Here is a 21,747-nt window from a genome sequence, read left to right as displayed (position 1 = left end):
GCTGGGAGAATGCGCATGTTGTTTTGAACCTGCTATCAACCAAACTTTTTGTAATGACTATTTCTACTACCTGGCGCTTGTTTCGGGTCGGTCTGCTGGGCCTAATGCTTGGCGGAACTCACTTAGTTGATGCCGGAACCGAGGCGCCCGCACCGAAAGCGGACGACAAGCGTTTTTTCCAGCCCAAGTTCATCAAAAAGCAACTGCTGAAAGCCACCCAGTGGCAACTGGCGCACCCCAAGCACAGCGGCACCGACTGGACCAACGGCGCTTTCTACTCGGGCGTGTTTGCGGCCTACGAAACCACCAAGTCCAAGCTGATTCTGGATTCGCTGATGGCTATGGGCGAGCGAAACAAGTGGCGCCCCGGTCCGCGCTACGACCACGCCGACGATATTGCCATCTGCCAGACCTACCTCAACCTCTACCGCCTCAAGAAAGACCAGCGTATGATTCAAGCCACCATTGATACGGTGGCCAAGCTGCGCCGCGTGACCGGGCGCGAGGTGCGCGAGCACGGCCTGACCTGGTGGTGGTGCGACGCACTGTTTATGGGCCCGCCGGTGCTAGCCAAGCTGGGGGCCATCCAGAAAGACCCCTCGTACCTGACCTTCAACGACTCGCTCTACCAACAGACGTACCGGCACCTCTACAACCACCAAGAGCACCTCTTCGCCCGCGACGCTGGCTACTTGTGGAGCGAATCTGGGGAAGGCAAAAAGGAAAGCAATGGCAAGCGTATCTTCTGGAGCCGGGGCAACGGCTGGGTGATGGGCGGCCTGGTGCAACTGCTCAATGAGCTACCCCAGACCCACCCCACTCGTCCCTTCTACACCACCATCTTTAAGGAGATGAGCGCCCGCCTGCTAAGCCTACAGCAACCCGACGGCCTCTGGCGCTCGAGCTTGCTCGACCCGCAGGCTTATCCCGGTGGGGAAGCGTCGGGCTCAGGTTTTGATTGCTATGCCCTGGCCTGGGGCATCAACCAGGGCCTGCTGGACAAAGCAACCTACCAGCCAGCCGTGCAAAAGGCTTGGGTAGCCCTGAACGGTCTGGTCTCGGAAGATGGCCGTGTGGGCTGGGTGCAGCCCATTGGTGCCGACCCGCGCCGCGACTTCTCGGCGGAGAGTTGGGAAGTGTATGGCACCGGTGCCTTCCTACTGGCTGGCTCCGAAGTTATCAAACTCAAGTAGCGCATAACGGGTACCGAGCCGGAGCTCACCCCCGGTGGGTCCTGGCTCCTTACTTTCTTACACCAAGTCGGACTCAATGAATTATCATTCCTCGAAATCAAGGATATTCTGTGTACTGCTGGCGCTGCTAAGCTTCAGTTGGGGCCAGACGTTTGCTCAAACAGCCAGCCTGATTACCAACATCGACCACCGGGCTACCACTAGCCTGAACGGTAAGTGGAAAATCATCGTCGACCCCTACGAAACCGGCTTCTACAGCTACCGCATGACCGAAGATCCGAACGGTTTCTTTAAGGACCGCAAGGCCAAGGATGCCACGGAGCTAGTGGAATACAACTTCGATACGTCCGACGAGCTGTATGTGCCTTCTGACTGGAACTCGCAGCGTGAGGATCTGAAGCTCTACGAAGGCACCATCTGGTACAAGAAGGCCTTCGACTACACCAAGAAAGCTGCCACCAACCGCGTGTTCGTGCACTTTGGCGCCGTCAACTACGATGCGCATGTGTACCTCAACGGCAAGAAGATTGGCCGCCACGTAGGCGGCTTCACGCCGTTCAACATGGAAGTCACGGACTTGCTACAGGAGAAAGGCAACTTTCTGGTAGTGAAGGCCGACGACAAGCGCCTGAAGGAAGCCGTGCCCACGCCCAACACCGACTGGTGGAACTACGGCGGCATCACGCGCGACGTGAAGCTGGTGGAAGTGCCCGCCACCTTTGTGGAAGACTACACCGTACAACTCGCCAAAGGCAGCCTCAACAAGCTGGATGTGTGGGTGAAAACCAACGGCACTAGCCCCCAACCCGTCACGGTCAGCATCCCGGAAGCTAAAGTGAAGCTCACCGGCACTCCCGATGCCAGCGGCATGGTGAAGCTGACGAGCAACGCCAAGCTGAAACTATGGTCGCCGGAAAGCCCAAAGCTGTACAAGGTGCAGATTACGAGCGGCAGCGAAACCGTGGAAGATGAAATCGGCTTCCGCAGCATCGAAACCAAAGGCGCTGATATTTTGCTCAACAAAAAGCCGGTGCTGCTCAAAGGCATCTGCATTCACGAGGAAATGCCGACCCGCGGTGCCCGGGCCTACAGCATGGAAGACGCGCAAACCTTACTTGGTTGGGCCAAGGAACTAGGTTGCAACTACGTGCGCCTGGCGCACTACCCGCACAACGAAAACATGACCCGCCTAGCTGACAAAATGGGCCTCATGGTGTGGTCGGAAATTCCGGTGTACTGGACCATCGATTGGGCCAATCCGGCTACGCTCGCTAATGCCAAGCAGCAGCTTACGGAGATGATTACGCGGGATAAAAATAAGGCGTCGGTGGTGCTTTGGTCGATGGCCAACGAAACGCCGCTCAGCGACAGCCGCCTGAACTTCTTGAAGAGCCAGATCGAAACGGCCCGCCAGTTCGACAACACCCGCCTCATTACGGCCGCGCTGGAAGTGCACAACGCCACCGAAAACACCATGATGATCGACGACCCGCTGGGCCAGTACCTCGACGTGCTGGGCTGCAACGAGTACATCGGGTGGTACAGCCGCAAGATTGAGGACTGCGACAACATAACCTGGAAAACTACTTACGACAAGCCCCTTGTCATCAGCGAAACCGGCGCCGACTGCGTGGCGGGTATGCACGGCGCAGCCACGGCCCGCTTCACGGAGGAGTTCCAAGACAACTTCTACCAGCACCAACTGGCCATGATCAAGCGCATTCCCTTCCTGCGTGGCGTCACCCCCTGGATATTAGCCGATTTCCGCTCGCCCCGCCGCCCACTACCCGGCATCCAAGACTATTGGAACCGCAAAGGCCTGATTTCCGACCGTGGCGAACGAAAAAAGGCGTTCTACACCCTCCAGAAGTTCTATGCAGACTGGAAGCTGAAGTAGACATGGCTATAGTCTGAAGCCTCCGACTATGCTGTGTTGACAACAAGCAAAGTAACTGTCATGCTGAGCTTGCCGAAGCATCTCGCTCGACTCGTTGAGTTTAGTACCACAACATCAGCACGCGAGATGCTTCGGTCCCTGGCTTGATGCGCCACATGCTCAGCATGACGGCCTGGATGATGGCGTGAATAGGTAAAATCACTCATTTATGGCTACTACAACCACATTCTGGTTGCCTTGAAAAACCAATTTAAACGTACTCAAAAACAGAAGCGGCAACCCATTCGGGTTGCCGCTTCTGTTTGTTCTATATGCGTTCTGCTAGCGACGACGGGTGCTGCGTCTCTTAGCAGTGGATTTGCTTTTGCTACCCGAGGAACGGTGTACCGTTTTTTTGCGGCTGGCGTGGCTGCGTGAGGAACTGCGGTGGTAGGTACGACGTGTGGCGGCTGCTTTAGGAGCGGCAAGCACTTCCGGAACCTTGGTTTCTTCCGTCAGCTCAGGAGTATGTGCCAGCATCTCGGTGGCGGTTTGCGTAGCCGCAGCTTCCTGCTCCGCAACGTGTTTGAGAGCCGCCGCCTGCTTGCGACGTACAGGCATTAGAAAGTCGCGCTCGGCACGCTCTTGAACTGAAAGATTCTCCTCGCCGGGAAGGGTAGTCGGCGTGATAGAAGCTGCATTTTTGTCGCTTTGGGCTAGTACCGGAGCGCTGCTGAGCAGCAAACCAACCAGCCCTATCATCAGTCGTATCTTCATATGCGGTTGTCTAATGAGGGGGCAAAGTTACCGCCGAAGATGGGCAAAATCAACGTTGCACACAAAGTTACTAGTTGGGATTCTCTATATAGTGTTTATAAACACCCCAACGAATTACCTCTGACTAACACGCACTTAGGAGGTTACAGGTTATTTAGCAATGTTTACAAACCTAGTTTTATAAGGCAGCGCTTTACCCTTTTCAGGATCTACAAGCCATGCCAAGTTGCCGCAATTGAGGCGGCCGCTAGCCCCACCCGCAAGGCGTACACAAGGCTATGGCTGGGGGGCAATCTGCACCCGGCTACCGGCAGAATGGGCCGTAAACTCCGGGGCGTAGAGACATTGAATTTGGCTAAGGCCGCCGGAAAAATCGCCGCTTTGGGTGGCGCGCAGGCGGTACTCGAATGTGTGCGTGCCTTTGGGGAAGTAGCTAATAAAAAAGTTGGTGGCCGCATCGCGCGGGCTTTCGTAGTAGCCAAGGCCGGACTGGTAGCGGTAGCTGGAAGTCTGGCCGATGAGTTCGAGGCCGGCGGCGCGCTGGTCTTTGAGATGCACGTACTCTAGGTCTCGCTCGGAGCGCAACACCAGGCGCACCACTAGCACGTCGCCTACGCGCAGCGGTGAGGTAGCCGTGAGGCGCTCCAGTATGGGCCCGCCAGTGGTGCGCTGCTCGCGGTAGAGCTGCCGCTCTAGCTGCAGCGGCGTGGCAGCAGGCGTGATTTTATCGAGTTGCTCGAAGTATTGCCAGTACATAGCGCCCCACGCCACGCCAGCATCGGTTTTCTTGACTACCACTTTACCCTGCGTCGGCTTGATTTCCGCCACCGGGAACGTGGTTTTAAAGTAGCCCGTACCAGCTTGCTGGCTGCCTGGCACTACCGCCTTCCCTCCTATCGTCACTTGAATAGGCTGGGTGGGCTGCAGCCAGTCGGAGCCGCGCAGCAGCAGGGCGTAGCAGGCATCGGCGGTGGCGCGGGTGCTGGTCCAGTTCTGGGTTTGCTTCTGCTTGAGCAGCCACAGTTTCATTTCATCCACCCCTTTCTGGTCGTTGCGCACCTCGTCGAAGGCTTCGATAAGAGTGGCTTGCGTTTCGGTGGGCGCCTCGCGCCAGTAGTAGCCACCGCGCACCTCTTTCCAGTACATGCCGAGTTCTTCGCTGTGCAAGGCGTTTTCGGTGAGGGCCACAAAGATGTCTTTCACGGCCGTGGGCTGCACTTTTTGGCGGTGTAGGGCCAGCGCAATCTGCGCCTGAAGGTAGCGTGTCTCGCTTTTCCAGAACGTAGCGGCCTGCTGCTGGTAGTAGGTTAAAGCCGGCTGCGTGGCCCGTTCCACCGACTGCGTGGTCCAGAAGCTGCGGGCATACAGCGCCTGAATCTGCAGGTCGGACACGTGGTTTTGCTTCAAGTCCACATCATTCTGGCGGCGCAGTTCGTCGTAGTCGCGCTGGAGCCGGCCGTCGAGGTAGGCTAGTGCTTGGTTGACAACACGCCGGGCTTGGGGGTTTTGCTGGATGTTCAATGCCCCCAGCTTTTGCAGCTTGCCAAAGCCAGCCACAATAAGCTGAGTGATGTACCGATCGTCGGGCATCCGCTCGAACCAAGGGAAAGCGCCGTTTGGCTGCTGCATCTTGGCTAGCTTGGTAAGAGCACGGGTGGTTTCGGCTTGCAAACGAGTTTCGTCGAACAACTCGGTGAGGCGGCGCATCCGCTCGGTGTCGGACTGCGCGTCGCGCACCCACGGTGTTTCCTGAAGCAGCAGGTTTTTTAGCTCCTGATTCTGCTCCAGTTTGCTGGTAAGGGCCACTTTGTCGCCGGCCTGGGCGGCACGGTTCCACTCGGCTAGCACGGTTTTGAACCGCGGATTACTAGCCAGAATCTTAGCGGCAAGCAGGTTGGCGTATAGGCGGCTGAACACCTGCTCGGAGCACTCATAGGGGTACTCCATCAGGTACGGCAGGGCCTGCACGGCGTACCAAGCGGGGTTTTGCGTCATTTCCAGCGTGAGCGAGTAGTTGCGGCGCGTGGGCGACGTGGTGCTAGTCAGCTTTTTGAGCTCGAACTCCCGCGTAGCTGGTCCTACAATTGGCAAGGGCAAGCTCTCGGTTACGAGCAGGCGGTTGGGCAGCACCGGCAACGTGTTTTCTTCGCCGTCTTGTACAGTGGGCAGTGGCGCGTTGCCGGTTGTCGGTTTATTCTGCCGGCGCTGTTTCTTTGATTTCTTTTCCTCGCCTGGCAACTGGCCACTAGCTACCACGCGGTAGGTTATGGCTTCGAGCGGCACTTGGCCCTCAGCGGTTTCGGGGATGGCAAGGCTCCAGCCGATGGCGCTGCTTTGGTTGGCTTTCAACTCGAACTTCAGCTGGGCTGGGCTCTTCAGCACCTTGCTGTCGAGGGGCTGCTGGGTACGGGCGTCGAGCAAGAAAAGCTGAGCCGTGCCGCGCAAAGGCTGGTCGGTGAGGTTGCTAAGCTTGGCGGTGAGCATAAGCTGGTCGCCTTCGCGGAAGAAGCGCGGGGCATTGGGTGTCACTTGCAACTGCTTTTGCGTAACCAGTTCGCGGCGCAGCAGGCCGGAGTGCAGCTGCTGATCGTGAGCCAGGGCCAGCAGTTGCCAGCGCGTTACGGCTTCGGGCATCTGAAACTCCAGTATGGTTTCGCCTTGGGCGTTGGTGCGCAGGTCGGGTAGCCAGAAGGCCGTCTCGCGGAAGTCTTTGCGGGCTTGGACGCCGGAGAGGTTGGGCTGGGGGGCAGATTTCGGGGTTCCATACCCCACGGTTACCATTTCGTTGAGATGCTCTGGATTGGCTGCCACGTCCCGTGCTATAGCTGCTGCAACTGGATCTGGCGCCGCTCTAGCAACAGAGCCCCGAATGACAACTCGGGGGCTACCAGCAGGGGGATTGGAATACACTTTATTTTCCACCACTTCCTGTACCACGCTTTGTCCTACCTCAGTGCCATAAAGGCCTGCCGATACATCACTTCCAACGTCCTGCCCTTTATACCCCCACATATTTAAGTGAGGATAAGCCAAGCTTCTCCTCCGGTACAGAAACGACGAGGTTTCGCTACGCAAGCTATTCGACTCGCGCGTCCCAAACCGATTGTTCCAAGCCAGCGCAGGAGGGTAATACGAACTTGGGAAGGCAAGCTCAGCGAAATCATGCGGGCGAAATGCGTCCAACGACTTATCGTACAAAGAGGCCAGCAGTTCAGCTTTGGCCGATTTACCGCTAGTTTGGTGAATGGTAACGCGCCAGGTTTCTTTCTGGCCGGGCTGCAGCTTATCGCGGAAAGTAGCAATGCTGAGCACAAGTGGGGCGGGCGGCGTGGCTACCTGTACGTTGGCTAGGTGGGTGTACAGGCGATTGTCGCGCACTTGCGTGAGATGAACGTAAAGCTGAGCTCCCTCGAGCGTAGCGGGGGCTAGAATTTCCACCGTGCGCTGCTCTCCAGCTTGCAGCGTTAGCCACTCGTGGCGCAGCGTTTCGCCTTTAGCCTCCACTTCCAGCAGCAGACGCGCCCCGTCCTCAGAACTACCCACCAGGAAGCGTGCGACCTTGCCGGGCGCCACGCTGTCTTGTAAGCTCACAAACCAGTTGGGCGTGGGTACAGGCAACGTAGAAGCCGTGGCCGTGTAGAGCGTGAACCGTTGCTCCGTTTTGGCAGCTGGCACTCCGGCTTCGGCCGGGGCGGTGGCTTCCAGTAAATAGCGGCCGGGTGCCTGCTGCTCTACTGGCGCAGATAAATCCGCCAACAGCGGCGACTTCTCGGTATTGAACTCTTGCGTCAGCACGAGCGTGCGGACCCAGGTGCTGTCGTTGTCTTCGTTGGCGTACGCATCGAGCGGGAACTGGCGTTTGAACTCCTCACGGCTCAAGGCTTCGCGCTCTGGCCGGTCCCACATGCGGGGCCGCAGGGAGCGGGCAGGCGGTGCAAGGCGGTAGAGGCGCAGTTGGCCGCGGGCGGGGCGGGCCTCGCCGGTGGCGTTGGTGCTGAAGAGCTGGAGAGGTGGAAGTTGCTCGCGGTTTAGCTGCTCGGGCACATCGAGGCGCAACGTTAGGACCTGGCTGCCGAGGTTGATAAGCTGCTGGCCGGTGCGGGTTTCACCGGCGGCATCGGTTACGTCGGCCGTCACCTCGAACACGTAGCCGGGACTCCAAGGACTACGTTTAGCTTGGCCTTGCGCTTCTCCTTTTGCAGTGAATTTCACTTCGAACCCGCCGGCCGAATCTGTTTGGGCGGTGCCGTTGATAATTTCCACCTCCCCGCCTTGGTTGGGAATGTATCTGTTGTAGGCACGCCCGAACATCGGCCAGAAGGCTCGGCGGGTCACGCGGTACTGCACCCGCGCCCCATCAACAGGTTGCCCGGCATAGGCTGTGGCTTTGCCGCGCACCACTACTTCTTTCCCTAATACGGGTGTTCCCGCCACCGGCTCAAAGGTTACCTGGAACGTAGGCCGCTTGTAGTCTTCCACCGCGAAGTGCGCCTCGCCGTAGTCCACGTGCAAGCTCATTTCCCCGTTCAGCAAACTGGTGGGCAACACCACCGAACCATGGAAGCTGCCATAGTCGGAGGTGGTGAAGGACAGCGTTTGCACGGTTTGGTTGTTCACATCTACGAGGCGCACCGTGACGGGCTGCTTGGTGAGCAGCCTCGATTTACCGGTCAGGGTTTCAGTGAGTATGCCTTTAAAGTAGAGCGTCTGGCCGGGACGGTAGATAGCGCGGTCGGTGTAGAGAAAGGTGTGGCGCTGCGGCAACTCGGCGGAGCGCGGCTGCCGCGGGCCATAGTAGCCGCCATCCTGAACCAGCAGCGAATCAGCTCCCCGAGAGAATAGGACGGCCCGCAGAACTGTATTGTTCTCGACGAGCTGCGCCACAGGAATTTGCACTTGGCCTTCGGCGGTGCTGGTTTGCGCATCGCCGCGCCGCTGCTTGTAGCTTTTCGCTTTCTGGTCGTAGTACTGAAGCAGTGGCAGCGCTTGTACCCCGGCCAGTGGCTGGCCGCTTTGCCGATGCAGTACCAGCATTTCCGCGCCATTTTGCTTAACAGAGCTGCGGCGTAATTCGCTTAGCTCACTCACCGAAAGTCGCGCGTACGCCGTGGTTACGCCTTCCTGCTTTTTGGTAGGATTTTCGTCTGTTGAGCTCAGCACAACAAGGTAGTGCCCCACCGGAAGGGCGGGGCCGCTGTGCTGCACAGTGTGGTTTTTGTAGTCGGCGGGGCCGGGCATGGTAAGCACCCACGTAGCGGCGGGCTTGGCCGTTAGCGCGCGGGCATACGCTGTCAGCAGGTCGGATTCCTGATAATAGTTGCCTTGGCTAAGCCGCCGTATTTCCTGCGCTATTGTCACTCGGTACGCCTTGGCGTATAGCTGGGCCGCGTTGCGCACGTTCAGCCTCATGAGCCACGGCTGCTGCGGTAGCACCACCTCTTCGGTTGTGAAGCGTAGCTCTGCTGCCTCGAGGCGCTGCCGCAATACACGCGCCTGCTGCGCCCCGTACGAATCGGGAAAACGCTTTTCGGCTTGCAGCGTTATTTCGCGGGCTTTGGCAGGCTCGGTTTCGCTGAAATGATTGGCCAACTCCAATAAAACCTCCGTGCTTGTTGGCAACGCCTTGTACACCTCAGCGGTGCGTGCCAGCGCTGCTTGGTACAGACTATCCTTGTTGGCCAGCGTAGTATACTGCTGCACAAACCGTAGCCGCTTCAAGTCCACATCGGCTAGGGCAGCTAAGTTCTTGCTGTCTGTGAGTCGAAACGTGGTGAGTTGCTGCAACACCCGCAGTGCGTAGAATTGGCCATTCAGGGAATCTGCTTTGGGAGCTTGCAGCGGCAAGCGGGCAAAGTCGGCGGCGGAACCAAACAACACGGGGCTCTTCAACTCGAACTGATCGGCAGGGCGCGTGACGTAGAACTCGTCGTTTTGCAAGTTATCCACCACGCGGTGTGCCAGCAGGTCATAGAGCGTAGGACGCAGTGCCCGGCCCTCCGTGTTGCCGCCCCGGATGGCGTACCCGAGCGTCTTGAGTTGCAATTGCTGCTGGCGCCGGAGCTCGTCGGCAACTGATGCTTGATAGTGCTGCACGATGGCGCTGCCGAAGTGGGCGGCATCCCAAGTGCGTACGTCGGCGGCGCTGGCGTCGGTTGGGTTGGTCACCGCCTGGGTGGTTCGGTTGTGCAACTGGTAGCGGTGCCGGTTGTAGTAAGTGGTATAGAGTTGAGCCAGCAAGCTGTGCAGAATGGGCTTGGCCGGAAACTTGGCAGTTTTCAGGTCGGCTTCCACTAAAGCAATGGCCTTCTCATCGGCTTCTTCCTCTTTGGCGTCCAGCAGACGCAGCTTGTAGAGCAATGCCCGCAGGTACTCCGGCGCATCTTGGCGCTGGCGGGCCTGCTGGTAGAGTGGTTCCAGCAGCTTGGCCGCCGATGTGCTTTGGTCTTTAGAGAGCAGCTGGTCGATCCTCTTCCAGGCGGCCGCATTGCCCCCACTGCCAGGCGGCGTGGGCGCCGAAGAGCCGGCAGTGAACAGCATAAGCAAGGCGAATAAGCTAACTAGGAAGAAACGCATAGGATGAAGTTGAATAGCCAGGCGAAGTTGATAAAATACTGATGCCCGGCCGAGCTCTATTCCACACGGTACTGCACAAAAAATATTGCTAGCAAATGCTAATCACCTTGAAAAGTAGGGACCTGCATGGTCTGCCAACCTCGGCAGCAATATTTTGCTCTGATACTTATCCTGCCAGCCTGCTATAGCGCTCTATGCTTTGAGAAATTCTTTTAGCCACATCAAGGAGTGATTGTTGCAACAACACGTGGAATTCGTCAACGTGACTTTTATCGGAAGCTTTATGAAGTATACTTTTGGCTATTATCCCGTTGATGGACAATAATTTTCGCTTCCTCATTCTACCTAACTTATATGAATCACTTTATTACCAGAGGCTTATTGGCCTCTACCCTGCTATTTGCAGCCAATGCAGCGCAAGCGCAAATCACAATTGGTGCGCGCGTGGGTGCCAATCTGGCCAACGCACGCATTACTACAAATTCTTCGTTTGTTGTTGACACGGATACAAAAGCCAAAGTAGGAGCACAAGCCGGACTCACGCTGAATGCGCAGTTTGGCAAGCTAGCCGTGCAGCCGTCTGTGCTATTTTCGCAAAAAGGATTTCAACTAACCCAAGCTGGAACCGCGACGCTAAATGGAGTCACGACTACCTTTTTAAACAAGAGTGACGCAGCACTAAACTACCTCGAGGTTCCAGTAAACCTAGTGTATACTTTCGGCGACGAGCAGGGCTTTCAGATTTTCGCTGGGCCTTATGTAGGTGTCGGTTTGAGCGGAAAGGACAAGCGAGATGGTCGATCAATAGTAACTATGCAGAGTGGAGCTGTAACTGATTATTCCACAAGCGAAACATACGATGTGCGTTTCGGCGACGGCCGCAAGGAGAACAGCATATACTATCGCACCATCAACGTAGGCCTGAATGGCGGCATCGGCTATAGAGTTGGGGCCTTACAAGCTCAAGTAGGGTACGTATACGGCCTCTCGAATATGCTGCCTTCGTATTACGGTGACACGGTAACGGGAAAGGACCGCACCGTTCAATTGTCGTTGGTTTACTTTTTCGGTACACACAAATAGGACAAGAGCATGCCTTAAAGCTTAAAGCAGGGCCTCACTTCCTGATGGGGTAAAGCCCTGCTTTCAGCAATGTACCTTACTTCAAGTTTCCTGGCTTTCCGTCCAGCACCCGCTCGGCCTGGGCTACGTGGCGCTTCAAGTGCTCGACCAGCATTTCGGCCACGTCGGGCAGGCGCGGGTACAAAAGCGGAATGATGGGATTGGGAATCCGGATGGCGTTGGCGTTGACGCGGCGAGCTTGTTTTAAAAGAACCTCCAGCTCATCGAGTTGCCGACTAAACACTTCTACTACCGTGCGGGGCAGGCGCGCACCAGTCGGGGCGTATTGCTGGGGCGCTTTCATGGCTTTTTGGCTTGGGGGCGTGCGCATGGCCTCGGTCATTTTGCGACCGATAAAGCCGTGCTTCACGGTTTCGGCGGGCTTGCTGCCGCGTTCCTGCGCTTGGTGTATCTTGTGCGTAATGGTAGGCAAATAGTGGCCGCCCACAATGTTGAGATGCTCCAGGCATTGCCCAACGCTCCATTTGCCTGGGCCCGGCCGACGATTAAGCTGCTCTTCGGTGAGGGGGCGAAACCGTCGCTGCGCTATGTCGCGCAGCCGAGCAAGGTCGGCAATTAGAATATCGAAGAAGTCAACGGTACGAATAGGTGTCTGACTCATACGAGCGTAAGCAAATGGAAAGGGGCAGCAAACCAGTATGTAATGATACGGGCCACAATCGGCATCGGCAATGCTAGTAGCGGGCCAGAACGGAATCCTCTTAAAATCCCGGTATCTTGCCATCATGCGCGCTTTTCAAATTTTCACTTTCAGCCTGCTCCTTCTGCTGCTCCGAAGCGGCCTAGCACTGGCGCAGGCCGTGCCGAACCCTGGCGAAAACATTGCCTCCCTCGTTACCTTCGGCGCGCAAGCCGATAAAAGCTGGGGCGACGACGACTTTACTCAGACCTTCTTTTTTCTGGTGCCGAAGCAGAACCGGCAACCTGTCTACATCCGCGTTTTCGACCCCGAGTGTGGAGGCCAGCTCGACGAAATGCGCTTCAACTGGAACACCACTACCGAGTTCAGCTTGTACGGAGGCACTGGCGCCCATTCTGGACCCGATGCCCGCGCCACCGAGCCTAAAGGCACTTTTCGGTCGGGTACCCTGCTGAAGCAAGTGAAGTTTGGGGTCGACAAAAACTACGACAACAAGTGGTACACGTTCGGCCCGCTCAACCCACTGGAAGGCGAGCTAGTCCCCGAGTTTGACGGCTACGTATTCAAGATCATTGTGCAGGGCAAGTCCGGCGACGATGGCAACCTGTATCGGTACTTCTTGAGCACTAGCCCCACGCAGAACATAGCCGTGGAAGGCGGCAACGCTTTCACCTACGAGTACGCGTTTCGCTTGGTACCGCAGCGGCGCGCCATTACCCACCTCTACCCCTTCGTCAACGACCGGGTAGTGAGCATCCGCCAAAGTAATTTCGACCTGGATGGCGACGTGAGCATCAAGATATTCAGCGTGGCCAAAAACGGGCACCCAGCCGAAGTCAGCCAAGACAACGTGTGGGCCCGGAGCGTGCACCCCATCAGCGACAAAGAACACGGTCTTTCGCTGGACATGCGCCTCACGTCGCTCACCAAAGAGGGCAACGACCTAGTTTTTTATGTCACGGACCAATATGATGTGGCCTTGCCCTTCTTCGCCATTCCTTTAGGTGGCCCACCCCGCTACCGGTATGAGGTAGACGTGAAAATCAGAAAGTAAGAACGCCGTTAACTTTATTACCAGATCTACTTCTAACTAGCTGATTGCTACCCCTTATCTAGTTTACTTATTGAATCTCTAGTATGATAAACCCTAGACGTTGGATTCGTCGTTATTTCGGGTTTTCACGCCGCGAAACATCAGGCTTTGTGCTGTTGCTAGGCTTGTTGCTAGCCTGCTTGCTGCTACCGCCACTACTGCGTCCTCGCTTAACCACCTACGATCCTACTGCCGACCAGCAACAGCTAGACGCCCTGGCAGCTGAACTAACTGCGCAACGGGAAGTTAAGCCGACTTATGCCAGCCGCTACCCCCAACGAACCTACCCGACGCGGGTGCGGGTGCCTCAAGTTCCGCTTGCCCCTTTCAACCCCAATAGCTTTACGAGCACAGATTGGCAAGCGCGGGGCTTGCCGCAGTGGTTGGCCGATCGGCTTGTGAAGTACCGCGACGTAGTAGGTGGCTTCCGGGCCAAAGAGCAAATCCGCAAAGCCTATGGCCTCTCCGATACCACCTACGCTCGCCTAGCTCCTTACATGCAGTTGCCCGAACAGCTACCGCCCCGCGAAGCACGTGCCTATGCTAGCCGGTATCCTACTTCCGCCACAAGTGCTATGGGTGCTGCGGCTCCGTCTACCAGCAAGTTTGCCCGCAAGCCGCGCAACTTGCAACCGTTTGACCTCAACTCCGCCGATACCACGCAGCTCATGCAAATCCGAGGAATTGGGCGCGGTCTTTCGGCCCGGGTGGTGGAGTATCGGCAGCGGCTAGGAGGTTTCCGGGACGAAGGGCAGCTAGCGGAAATCTACAGCTTGCGCGATGCGCCCGACCTGGTGGACAGCTTGCGCAAGTACACCTTTGTGCGCCCTGGCTTTGTGCCTAGCTCGCTCGATGTAAACAACGCCCCGTTCGAAGTACTTCAGGCGCATCCTTATATGGGCAAGCGCTTGGCACGGGTGGTAGTGGCCTACCGGCAGCAGCACGGCCCCTTCCACCAGCCCGCCGACCTGCGCCAAATCCGCATTCTTGATGAAGCCGCATTTGCCAAGCTTCAACCCTATGTGGTAATTAAGTAAGCAGGGTTTCTTGGTCTACTTGCAAGCACAGTGGAGCCTTTGTGGAAGCTCCAATTGGGGAAGCTGGAAACTAAAGTGTGCCACTTAGCGGATGGCTTCGTATACACCAGCGTTTACGGCCGCCTTGCTTTTTCACTTTACCACCCAAAAATGTTCTTTTTGCTGCGCGATAAGCTATTCCCGGTCTTGGTATTTCTGCAATCCGTTATCTGCGGGTGCGCACAAGACGAAGGACGTGGCGACTTCTCTCGGGTACGGCAAGATTATGTGGTGCGGCAGATAGGCAAAATGTCGAAGACCATACTGGTGGAAAGCTCAGGCTTCGCGGTAGCTGATGAATACGGCGACTTGTGGACGCACGGCGACGGTGGCACAACTGCGGCCCTATACAAAGTCACGCCCCAAGGCGACTTGCTGCAAACCCTCGATTTGAGCCCCCTTGTCAACATTGATTGGGAAGACCTAACGCGCGACGACGAAGGCCGCATCTACATCGGCGACTTCGGCAACAACCAGAACAAGCGCCGTAACCTCGCCATCTACCGGTTGAGTGGCAAGGGTTTGCGCCAGATTGATACCATCCGCTTCCGTTACCCCGACCAGCGCACCTTTCCACCTCGTAAAGCGGAGCGCAACTTCGATTGCGAGGCTTTTTTCTACCGCCAAGACAGTCTTTACTTATTCACCAAGAACCGGGGCAAAGGCAACTGGGTGAAGATGTACGCGCTGCCCGCCCGCCCCGGCTACCACGTAGCCACTCTGCTCGACAGCATCAAAATCAACACCTGGATAACGGCCGCTGCCCTCAGCCCCGACAGCCGCACGGTGGCACTGCTCGGCTACGGCCACATCTACTTGCTGGACCGCCAACCCGGCCGCCGTCTCTTCGATGGTCCCAAAAGCTGCTTGCCCATTCCTAGCTCCGGCCAAACCGAAGCCCTTGCCTTCCTCGACAACAACACCTTTGTTTTCAGCAACGAGAAAGGCCGCATATATCAAGCCACCAAAAAGACTGCCCTTCCGACAACGAAAAAGGAATCCAAATAAGGCTACCGGATCAGGATAGCTTCACTTGGATTCCTCTTGCTACTAACGCGTGCCGGATGCTGAAAGAGCAGATGTTGCGCTTAGCTACTCTGCCTTAGGATCGGTGTTTTGGGGACTTGACTGGCCGGGCGCATCCGTCTTGGGGCCAGTAGGGTCGTTGTACGAGCCGCCGCGGCTGCCAATGCCCGTGCTGGTGTTACCTTGCTCGCTTTGGTGGCCATCCGTGCGCACATAACCCGTCCGCGACTCGTCCGCGTCGCGGGCTTCATCGTTTTTGGTGTGCTCGTTGGCGCCTGCTACGGCCGGTTGGTTGGGCACGGGCGCCGGCTTGGCCTGGAAGCCACCTGGAGCGGCGGCAGTTTCTTTGGAGTCGGCCGGGAGGTAGTCTTCTTCTTGGTTACGCTCGCCGGTTAAGTTTGCGCCGCCATTGCCCGCTGCCGCACTTCCTACCAAAGACGAACGACCATAGTCTTCGCTGTAGCCACCGCCAGTGTGCTGTGGGGCGTCGTTGTCGTTGGCGTAGTCGGGCGAGACAGTGGAGCCGTTGGGAGGAGTGCCAGGCTGGGTCCCGAACGAGCTAGAACTGCGGTTGGTGGGGGTGCTGGCTTCGGAGCCGGTGTTGTTTTCGGGCTTGCCCCCGTCGTAGCTGCCGCGGGTAGCCGGGGCAGGGTTTAGCGCGCCGCCGTACACTTCGTCGGCACGGTACTGGTTGCCGTAGCCACCTTGGGTGTGGCCATGGCCGTGGGGTCCGAACTCACCGCGGCCGGGGCTGGCCTGCTGGTTTTCGGTACGGTCTTCGTCGTCGTAGGCCTCGGTGATGCTGTTGGTAGCCTCGCTACCCGGCACCTCGTGGGGGTCGAACGTGTGTGCTGCGGGCGTGGAATTAACAGCTGGAGTGGCGTGGTCAGGATTCGGATTGGCTTGGGGTTCCATAAGCAAAAGTGCAGGAGGTGAACCGACAATTGCCGCTACAGGGGCAGTAAGGTCGGGTAGTTACTGCTACGCTTCTGCTGTTGCTGGGGTTGGAATTGGAGCACTTGCGTTGGGTGAGTTCCAAAATACCCCTTAGATTTACCCACATCTTTTTACCCTTTCCACTACCAAATCAACCTTATTACCCTTATGAAAACCGGGAAAGTGAAGTTTTTCAATGAAGCCAAGGGGTTCGGCTTCATTATTCAGGATGAAAACAGCCAGGATATTTTTGTGCACCAGACGGGCTTAATTCACGAAATTCGCGAGAATGACCGGGTTTCGTTTGAGGTTATCGAAGGCAAAAAAGGCCTGAACGCGGTTAAAGTAGAGCGTATCGCAGTATAGCTACTGTAGGCTTCCCACTATGAAAGACGCCCCGGTTTCCAAACCAGGGCGTCTTTGTTTTTTAGGAAAACCAGCAAGAAACTGCCCGTTGAACGGCCTATGTGAGTCGGCTGCTTAGTGGCTATTAAGATAGGTCTTTGTCATTCCGCCCCAGAAGGAATCTGAATACTTTACTCAACAGATTTACTCAGATTCATCCTGCGCCGGAATGACAAAGACTATTTAGTAGTGGTTTTAGCTACTCGTACGCCCACCGCCATCAGGCCGGGCAGTTGGTTTTGGCGCATGTACTGCTCCAGCACAATCTTGTAAGTGCCTGACCGCTGAAACTTCTGGTTGGGCAGCGCCAGAAACTGATGGTCGTAGATGTCGCCGGTGCCTTTGCCGCGGGGCTCACCGGTTTGCGGGTCCATCAGTAGCATCTGGTGCAGCAACTGCGACACTTGCTTGTTGGCTGGATCGGTGAGGGTGTGCTTCACATACAGATTGTAGTACCCATAGGACGACGCGTTTCGGATGTTGAAATACACATCGTAACGCTGAGTGGTATCCGCAATATCGAAGGTGAAAGCTGGCTTCTGCTTCACCGACCAAGTGTAGTTATCGAAATCGATGTTCTTCTCATACACCTGGTTCGGGTCGCAGGCAGTCAACAGCACACTCAAAAACAGCCCGAGGGCCGGCAACAAACGAAACGTACGCATAGGTAGTAAAGGCAACTTAGGAAGCAGCAGGAGAGGCAGAAGGCGAACCGGGGGCACCTCCTTCAGGTCGGCGCCCACCGCCCCGGCGGCCCGAACGGCCTCCTTCACGTGGCGGACGACTGGCGTTGCCTTCGGCGCCGCTTGCGCGGTTGGCACCACCCTCCCCTGCTCCGGGCGCAGCAGTTCCCCGGTTACCGCGCCGTTCCCCACCTTGGCGCGGTGGGCGAGGCTCGGTGTTACTGGCAGGTTTGTTGCCCTCAACTGGTGAGGTCCGTTTGCCTTCGGCAGTACGCGGCTGACCTTCGCCACGGGTTCCGTCGGCGGAGTTGTTGGAGCGGTTGCGGTTGTTGCGCCGGTTTAGGGGCCGGGCAGCAGCCCCCCGCGGACGGCGAGGTTCTTCGCCAGCCGCGGGGGGCTCGGGTGCTACCACCGCAGCGGGCGCAGGGGCAGCGGGTGCTGCCGGGCGAGCAGTGCTCGTTGGGCGGTTGCCTCCCTCACGGGGAGCAACTGAGGCTACTGTGGCATCCTCGGTTTTGTTTTTCTTTTTGCCCCGCTTGCTGCGCTTGCTCGATTTGATTTTGTCGTCGAGGCGCTCCAACGAGCCTTCGACAATGGCCGTTACTTCGGGCGCTTTCTCTTCTTCGCGCACGGGTACCAGCAGCGTTTCCACTTTCTCGCCGCGCTTATTCATTTCCAGTACCTCGCGCACCCGTTCGGTGGGCAGTACCACCCAGTTGTTGTCGCCCCGCACGGCAAACCACATCTTCTTTTTGAAAATGTCGGTCTTTTGCAGCACGTAGTCACCCTTCTCGGTTTGCAGCGGGCGCTGCACTTGCGGAATATCCTTTAGTGCATCGAGGTAGGTATCGAGCTCGTAGTTAAGGCAGCACTTGAGGCGGCCACATTGGCCGGAAAGCTTGGCCGGGTTCAGGCTGAGGTTTTGGTAGCGGGCCGCAGTGGTGCTCACGCTTTTGAAATCGGTCAGCCAAGTAGAGCAGCAAAGCTCGCGGCCGCACACCCCAATACCGCCCAAGCGGCCGGCCTCGTGGCGCAACGAAATTTGGCGCATCTCCACCCGCACCCGAAACTCGTCGGCGAGGCGCTTGATAAGGTCGCGAAAGTCCACCCGGTCCTCAGCTGAATAGAAGAACGTGGCGCGGGTGCGGTCGGCCTGGTATTCCACATCGGAAAGCTTCATGCGCAGGCGCAGTTCATCGACCACGGTACGGGCCCGGAACATAGTGCCCGTTTCCAGGTCGCGCACGGCATTCCAGCGCTCTATGTCTTGCTCGGTAGCCACCCGCAGAATCGTATGGATGTCCTTGGAGTCGAGGGGAACCTTCTTTTTCTTCATTTGCAAGCGCACTAGCTCGCCCTTGAGCGAAACGTGGCCCAAATGCCAGCCATTGCCACCGGCTTCCACCACCACTGCGTCGCCGGTGACTAGTGGTAAGTGATGGGTATTGCGGTAAAAGTCCTTGCGTCCGCCCTTGAAGCGGATTTCGACGATATCAAAGCCTTTGAAGTCGCTAGGGGTGTCCAGGTCCTGGAGCCAGTCGAACACATTGAGGCGGGTACAGCCGCTGCTACAGCTGCCTTTCGAGCCACAGCCCGAGGTAGTAGTAGAGCAGCCACCGCCAGTAGAACAGGAAGTACAAGCCACTGCGAAAGATCTATATAGTGAAGCAGCGTCGAGCGCCGCGAAAATTCAGTTTCTACAAAGATACATAATTCAAAACCGGGGTTCATGGTGCCCAGTTTAACTCTAATTTCTTGCTGAAATAACGGCTACTAGAGCTTAACGCATCAGTTTACGGGCTCAACTAACGCATTAGATAGAACGGTAAACTCGCCCAATAGTCGCGAACAACTGCTTCTAGCTAAACGCAAAAAAGCCTGCTAGATGCAGGCTTTTGTATCCATAGAGAAGGTGAAACGGGTTTAGGGCGTCAACACTACTTTCAGGCAGTTGTCTTTCTTGTTGCGGAAGATGTCGTAGCCGTGAGCAGCCTCTGACAGTGGCAACCGGTGCGAGATGATGTCGTCGAGCACCACTTTGCCTTCTATCACATACTGCAAGAGCTTGTCGATGTGCTTTTGCGCGGGGGCTTGGCCACCACGAATCGTGATGCCTTTGTCGAAGAACTGATGGATGGGAAAATTGTCGTAGGGCGAGCTATACACGCCTAACACCGTCACGACACCACCGCGGCGCACAGCGCTCATGCAGGCCTCCAGTACTTTCGGTGAGCCTTTTTCGAGGTTGACAACGGCTTTGGCTCGGTCGAGCAGGTTACGGTCGGGCTCGAAGCCTACGCATTCCACGCACACGTCGGCGCCCCGGCCTTCACTCATATCCCGGATTTGCTGTATTACATCCTTGGCGTTTTCCCACAGAATGATTTCCGAGTTGGTAACGCGCTTGGCTTTATCGAGGCGGTATTGCTGCGTATCAACAAGCACTACGCGGGCCGCCCCGCGCAGCCACGCCGACTTGGCAGCCATAATACCCACCGGCCCCGACCCAAAAATTGCAACGAACTCGCCACCTTTCACGTCGGCCCAATCAATGCCAGAATAGCCCGTGGGGAAAATATCCGTCAGGAACAGTGCCTGCTCATCGGTCAGAGAATCTGGGATGACACGCGGGCCAAAGTCGGCGTAGGGTACGCGCACAAACTCGGCTTGGCCGCCATTGTAGCCTCCGTAAATATCGGTGTACCCGAAAAGGGCGCCCCCTTTTTCAGTCATCAGGCCGCCTTCAGGGCCGTAATGGTCGGGGTTAGAGTTTTCGCAGTGCCCCGGCAACTCGTGGTTACAGAAATAGCAGGTGCCGCACGCAATAGGAAACGGTACCACTACCCGGTCACCGACCTTAAGCTTGTTACCAACTCCTTTGCCTACTTCCTCTACTATGCCCATAAACTCGTGCCCTAGCACCATAGGACGAGGCTGCGGGATGCTGCCGTTGTAAATGTGCAGGTCGGAGCCGCAGATAGCCGTGCTCGTGACGCGAATAATAGCGTCGCGGGCGTTTTCAATTTTAGGATCATCTACGGTGTCGACGCGGACGTCTTTCATCCCATGATACACGAGTGCTTTCATAGCTAGGTCAGGTTTTGGATGTGGAGGAGGGCAGAACGGCCGAAGCCGGCACAAGGCTAACGGTTGCGCTTACGGCGGAGTTACTTCTCAGCTCCTTCCTTTTCCCAACTACAACCTGCAAAGCAGTGACATCACCCAACCAGCAATTACACAACCAGTTAGTTATCAACACGATGCACGGCGCGCGCATTGCTAGGTGCTTGAATATCAGCACTAGAAATGCCAGAATCTAGTAGGTACTCCTCACACCAACAGCGTACAGCGAGTACATCATTCACGCTCAGCTTGTTGATGTGGAAAACTGCGACGCCCTATCTAGCGTGGCCGTGTACCACACAAGAAGGCACCACGGTTATGCTTCAGCAGGCTTAAGTGCCAAGCTTTTAGAGTTTATAGACTTGGATGCCCGCTAGCGTAAAAACGTAGGCGTAGCTCTCCCCTAGCAGCACTTGCCGCACGTCGGTGGCTGGTACCGGTAAGGGTACGGCGCGTTGTGTGAGGTTATAGAGGTGGAAAAGCTGTACGGTTCCATCGGCCAGGAAGTACAATTCGTCGCCCCGAAAACCGACAGTAGTAAGGTTAAGGAACGGCAGCTTTTTGCGGTAGTTTCCGAGGTTGTCAAACACATAAATCCCGTTCACCCGGTCAACCAAATACAGGTTGTTCTGGTACTCGCGCAGGAAGCGAAAATCGGGGCGGGAGCGGCCAATAAGCAAATCTAGGGGTGTATTGCGGGTATTGCGCGGCTGCGCAGGGTCGAACTGGCGCAACGTCAAATCCGACTCATTTAGCAGCCATATACGGTCGTCGGGAGCTAGCGTGGTGGCGCGGGCAGTGCCTTCCAGCAAATCCAACAGGTTAAGCTGGCTTATGGGAGCAGCAAACCGGTCGAGCATTAGCAGTTCCTGCCGGTCGTCGTAGAACACCAAAATTTTTGTGGTATTCCAGGCTTCAATCTGGGCCACGTGGCCGGGCTGCGGCGGCGAGTACGTGTTCAGAGCCTGCCCATCAGGACCGTATTGATGGACGTTATTTTGGGCGTCGGCCACATACAACGTACCGCGCCGATCCAAGGAAGCCGCACCGGGTCGTGGCAAAGCAATGCTACGCACCAGCGTCCAGACTGAGCTAGCCGGAGCTGCTTCCGTGGACTTTACTACCGAGGAAGGCGCTTGGACAGGCGCGGGCTGTTGGCTCGGAGGCGCCACCGATGCCGGATTGGGCACAGTAGTTTGAGCA

At 56.9% G+C, this 21,747-nt stretch carries 15 protein-coding genes; 7 read left to right on the top strand and 8 right to left on the bottom strand.

All coding sequences use genetic code 11. From position 1 onward, the window contains the following. Positions 1–53: 53 nt before the first annotated feature. Together P1X16_RS18165 and P1X16_RS18160 are read left to right on the top strand one after the other, a co-directional pair. A complete protein-coding gene (locus P1X16_RS18165) occupies positions 54–1,193 on the top strand; it encodes a glycoside hydrolase family 88 protein (RefSeq protein WP_277231792.1) in 1,140 nt (379 codons plus the stop codon). A 76-nt stretch (positions 1,194–1,269) separates the two neighbouring features. Beyond that, positions 1,270–3,090, top strand: coding sequence for a glycoside hydrolase family 2 TIM barrel-domain containing protein (locus tag P1X16_RS18160; protein WP_277231788.1), 1,821 nt, complete (start codon positions 1,270–1,272; stop codon positions 3,088–3,090). 321 nt (positions 3,091–3,411) lie between these two features. On the opposite strand, the gene P1X16_RS18155 is transcribed toward P1X16_RS18160, so the two are convergent. Further along, complete coding sequence (locus tag P1X16_RS18155) at positions 3,412–3,846, bottom strand: hypothetical protein (protein ID WP_277231785.1); 435 nt, start codon at positions 3,844–3,846, stop codon at positions 3,412–3,414. Positions 3,847–4,122: 276 nt separating this feature from the next. After that, positions 4,123–10,419 (bottom strand): alpha-2-macroglobulin family protein, encoded by a 6,297-nt coding sequence (locus tag P1X16_RS18150; RefSeq protein ID WP_277231781.1) that lies wholly within the window; start codon positions 10,417–10,419, stop codon positions 4,123–4,125. Positions 10,420–10,773: 354 nt separating this feature from the next. Here P1X16_RS18150 and P1X16_RS18145 point away from each other — a divergent pair, with 354 nt between their 5' ends. After that, positions 10,774–11,502 carry a porin family protein gene (locus P1X16_RS18145; RefSeq protein WP_277231780.1) on the top strand — a complete coding sequence of 243 codons (729 nt, stop codon included), beginning with the start codon at positions 10,774–10,776 and terminating at the stop codon, positions 11,500–11,502. Positions 11,503–11,578: 76 nt separating this feature from the next. Here the strand turns inward: P1X16_RS18145 and P1X16_RS18140 are convergent, their stop codons facing one another. Then, on the bottom strand, positions 11,579–12,163 hold the full coding sequence (locus tag P1X16_RS18140) for a DinB family protein (RefSeq protein ID WP_277231778.1): 585 nt from the start codon (positions 12,161–12,163) through the stop codon (positions 11,579–11,581). A gap of 124 nt (positions 12,164–12,287) precedes the next feature. On the opposite strand from P1X16_RS18140, the gene P1X16_RS18135 reads away from it, so the two are divergent. From P1X16_RS18135 to P1X16_RS18125, 3 genes are all read left to right on the top strand, one after another. Next, the gene (locus tag P1X16_RS18135; protein ID WP_277231776.1) at positions 12,288–13,256 is read left to right on the top strand and encodes a hypothetical protein; all 969 of its coding nucleotides are present in this window, start codon (positions 12,288–12,290) and stop codon (positions 13,254–13,256) included. A gap of 83 nt (positions 13,257–13,339) precedes the next feature. Further along, positions 13,340–14,332 (top strand): helix-hairpin-helix domain-containing protein, encoded by a 993-nt coding sequence (locus tag P1X16_RS18130; protein ID WP_277231774.1) that lies wholly within the window; start codon positions 13,340–13,342, stop codon positions 14,330–14,332. Positions 14,333–14,482: 150 nt separating this feature from the next. Beyond that, positions 14,483–15,379 carry a hypothetical protein gene (locus tag P1X16_RS18125; protein WP_277231772.1) on the top strand — a complete coding sequence of 299 codons (897 nt, stop codon included), beginning with the start codon at positions 14,483–14,485 and terminating at the stop codon, positions 15,377–15,379. A gap of 84 nt (positions 15,380–15,463) precedes the next feature. On the opposite strand, the gene P1X16_RS18120 is transcribed toward P1X16_RS18125, so the two are convergent. Beyond that, positions 15,464–16,312, bottom strand: a complete 849-nt coding sequence (locus tag P1X16_RS18120; protein ID WP_277231771.1) for a hypothetical protein — start codon at positions 16,310–16,312, stop codon at positions 15,464–15,466. Between the two features lie 189 nt (positions 16,313–16,501). On the opposite strand from P1X16_RS18120, the gene P1X16_RS18115 reads away from it, so the two are divergent. Beyond that, a complete protein-coding gene (locus P1X16_RS18115) occupies positions 16,502–16,699 on the top strand; it encodes a cold shock domain-containing protein (RefSeq protein WP_245119486.1) in 198 nt (65 codons plus the stop codon). A gap of 218 nt (positions 16,700–16,917) precedes the next feature. On the opposite strand, the gene P1X16_RS18110 is transcribed toward P1X16_RS18115, so the two are convergent. From P1X16_RS18110 to P1X16_RS18095, 4 genes are all read right to left on the bottom strand, one after another. Beyond that, complete coding sequence (locus P1X16_RS18110) at positions 16,918–17,403, bottom strand: gliding motility lipoprotein GldH (protein WP_277231768.1); 486 nt, start codon at positions 17,401–17,403, stop codon at positions 16,918–16,920. A 16-nt stretch (positions 17,404–17,419) separates the two neighbouring features. Further along, on the bottom strand, positions 17,420–18,967 hold the full coding sequence (ricT, locus tag P1X16_RS18105; RefSeq protein WP_277231766.1) for a regulatory iron-sulfur-containing complex subunit RicT: 1,548 nt from the start codon (positions 18,965–18,967) through the stop codon (positions 17,420–17,422). Positions 18,968–19,344: 377 nt separating this feature from the next. Continuing rightward, entirely contained in the window at positions 19,345–20,508 is a 1,164-nt protein-coding gene (locus P1X16_RS18100) for a zinc-dependent alcohol dehydrogenase (protein ID WP_277231765.1), read from the bottom strand. Positions 20,509–20,891: 383 nt separating this feature from the next. Then, complete coding sequence (locus tag P1X16_RS18095; RefSeq protein WP_277231764.1) at positions 20,892–21,734, bottom strand: hypothetical protein; 843 nt, start codon at positions 21,732–21,734, stop codon at positions 20,892–20,894. Positions 21,735–21,747 lie beyond the last annotated feature (13 nt).

This window comes from Hymenobacter sp. YC55 (assembly GCF_029433095.1).
In the GTDB taxonomy this organism is placed as follows: domain Bacteria; phylum Bacteroidota; class Bacteroidia; order Cytophagales; family Hymenobacteraceae; genus Hymenobacter.
This window is presented reverse-complemented; position numbering and strand designations above follow the sequence as displayed.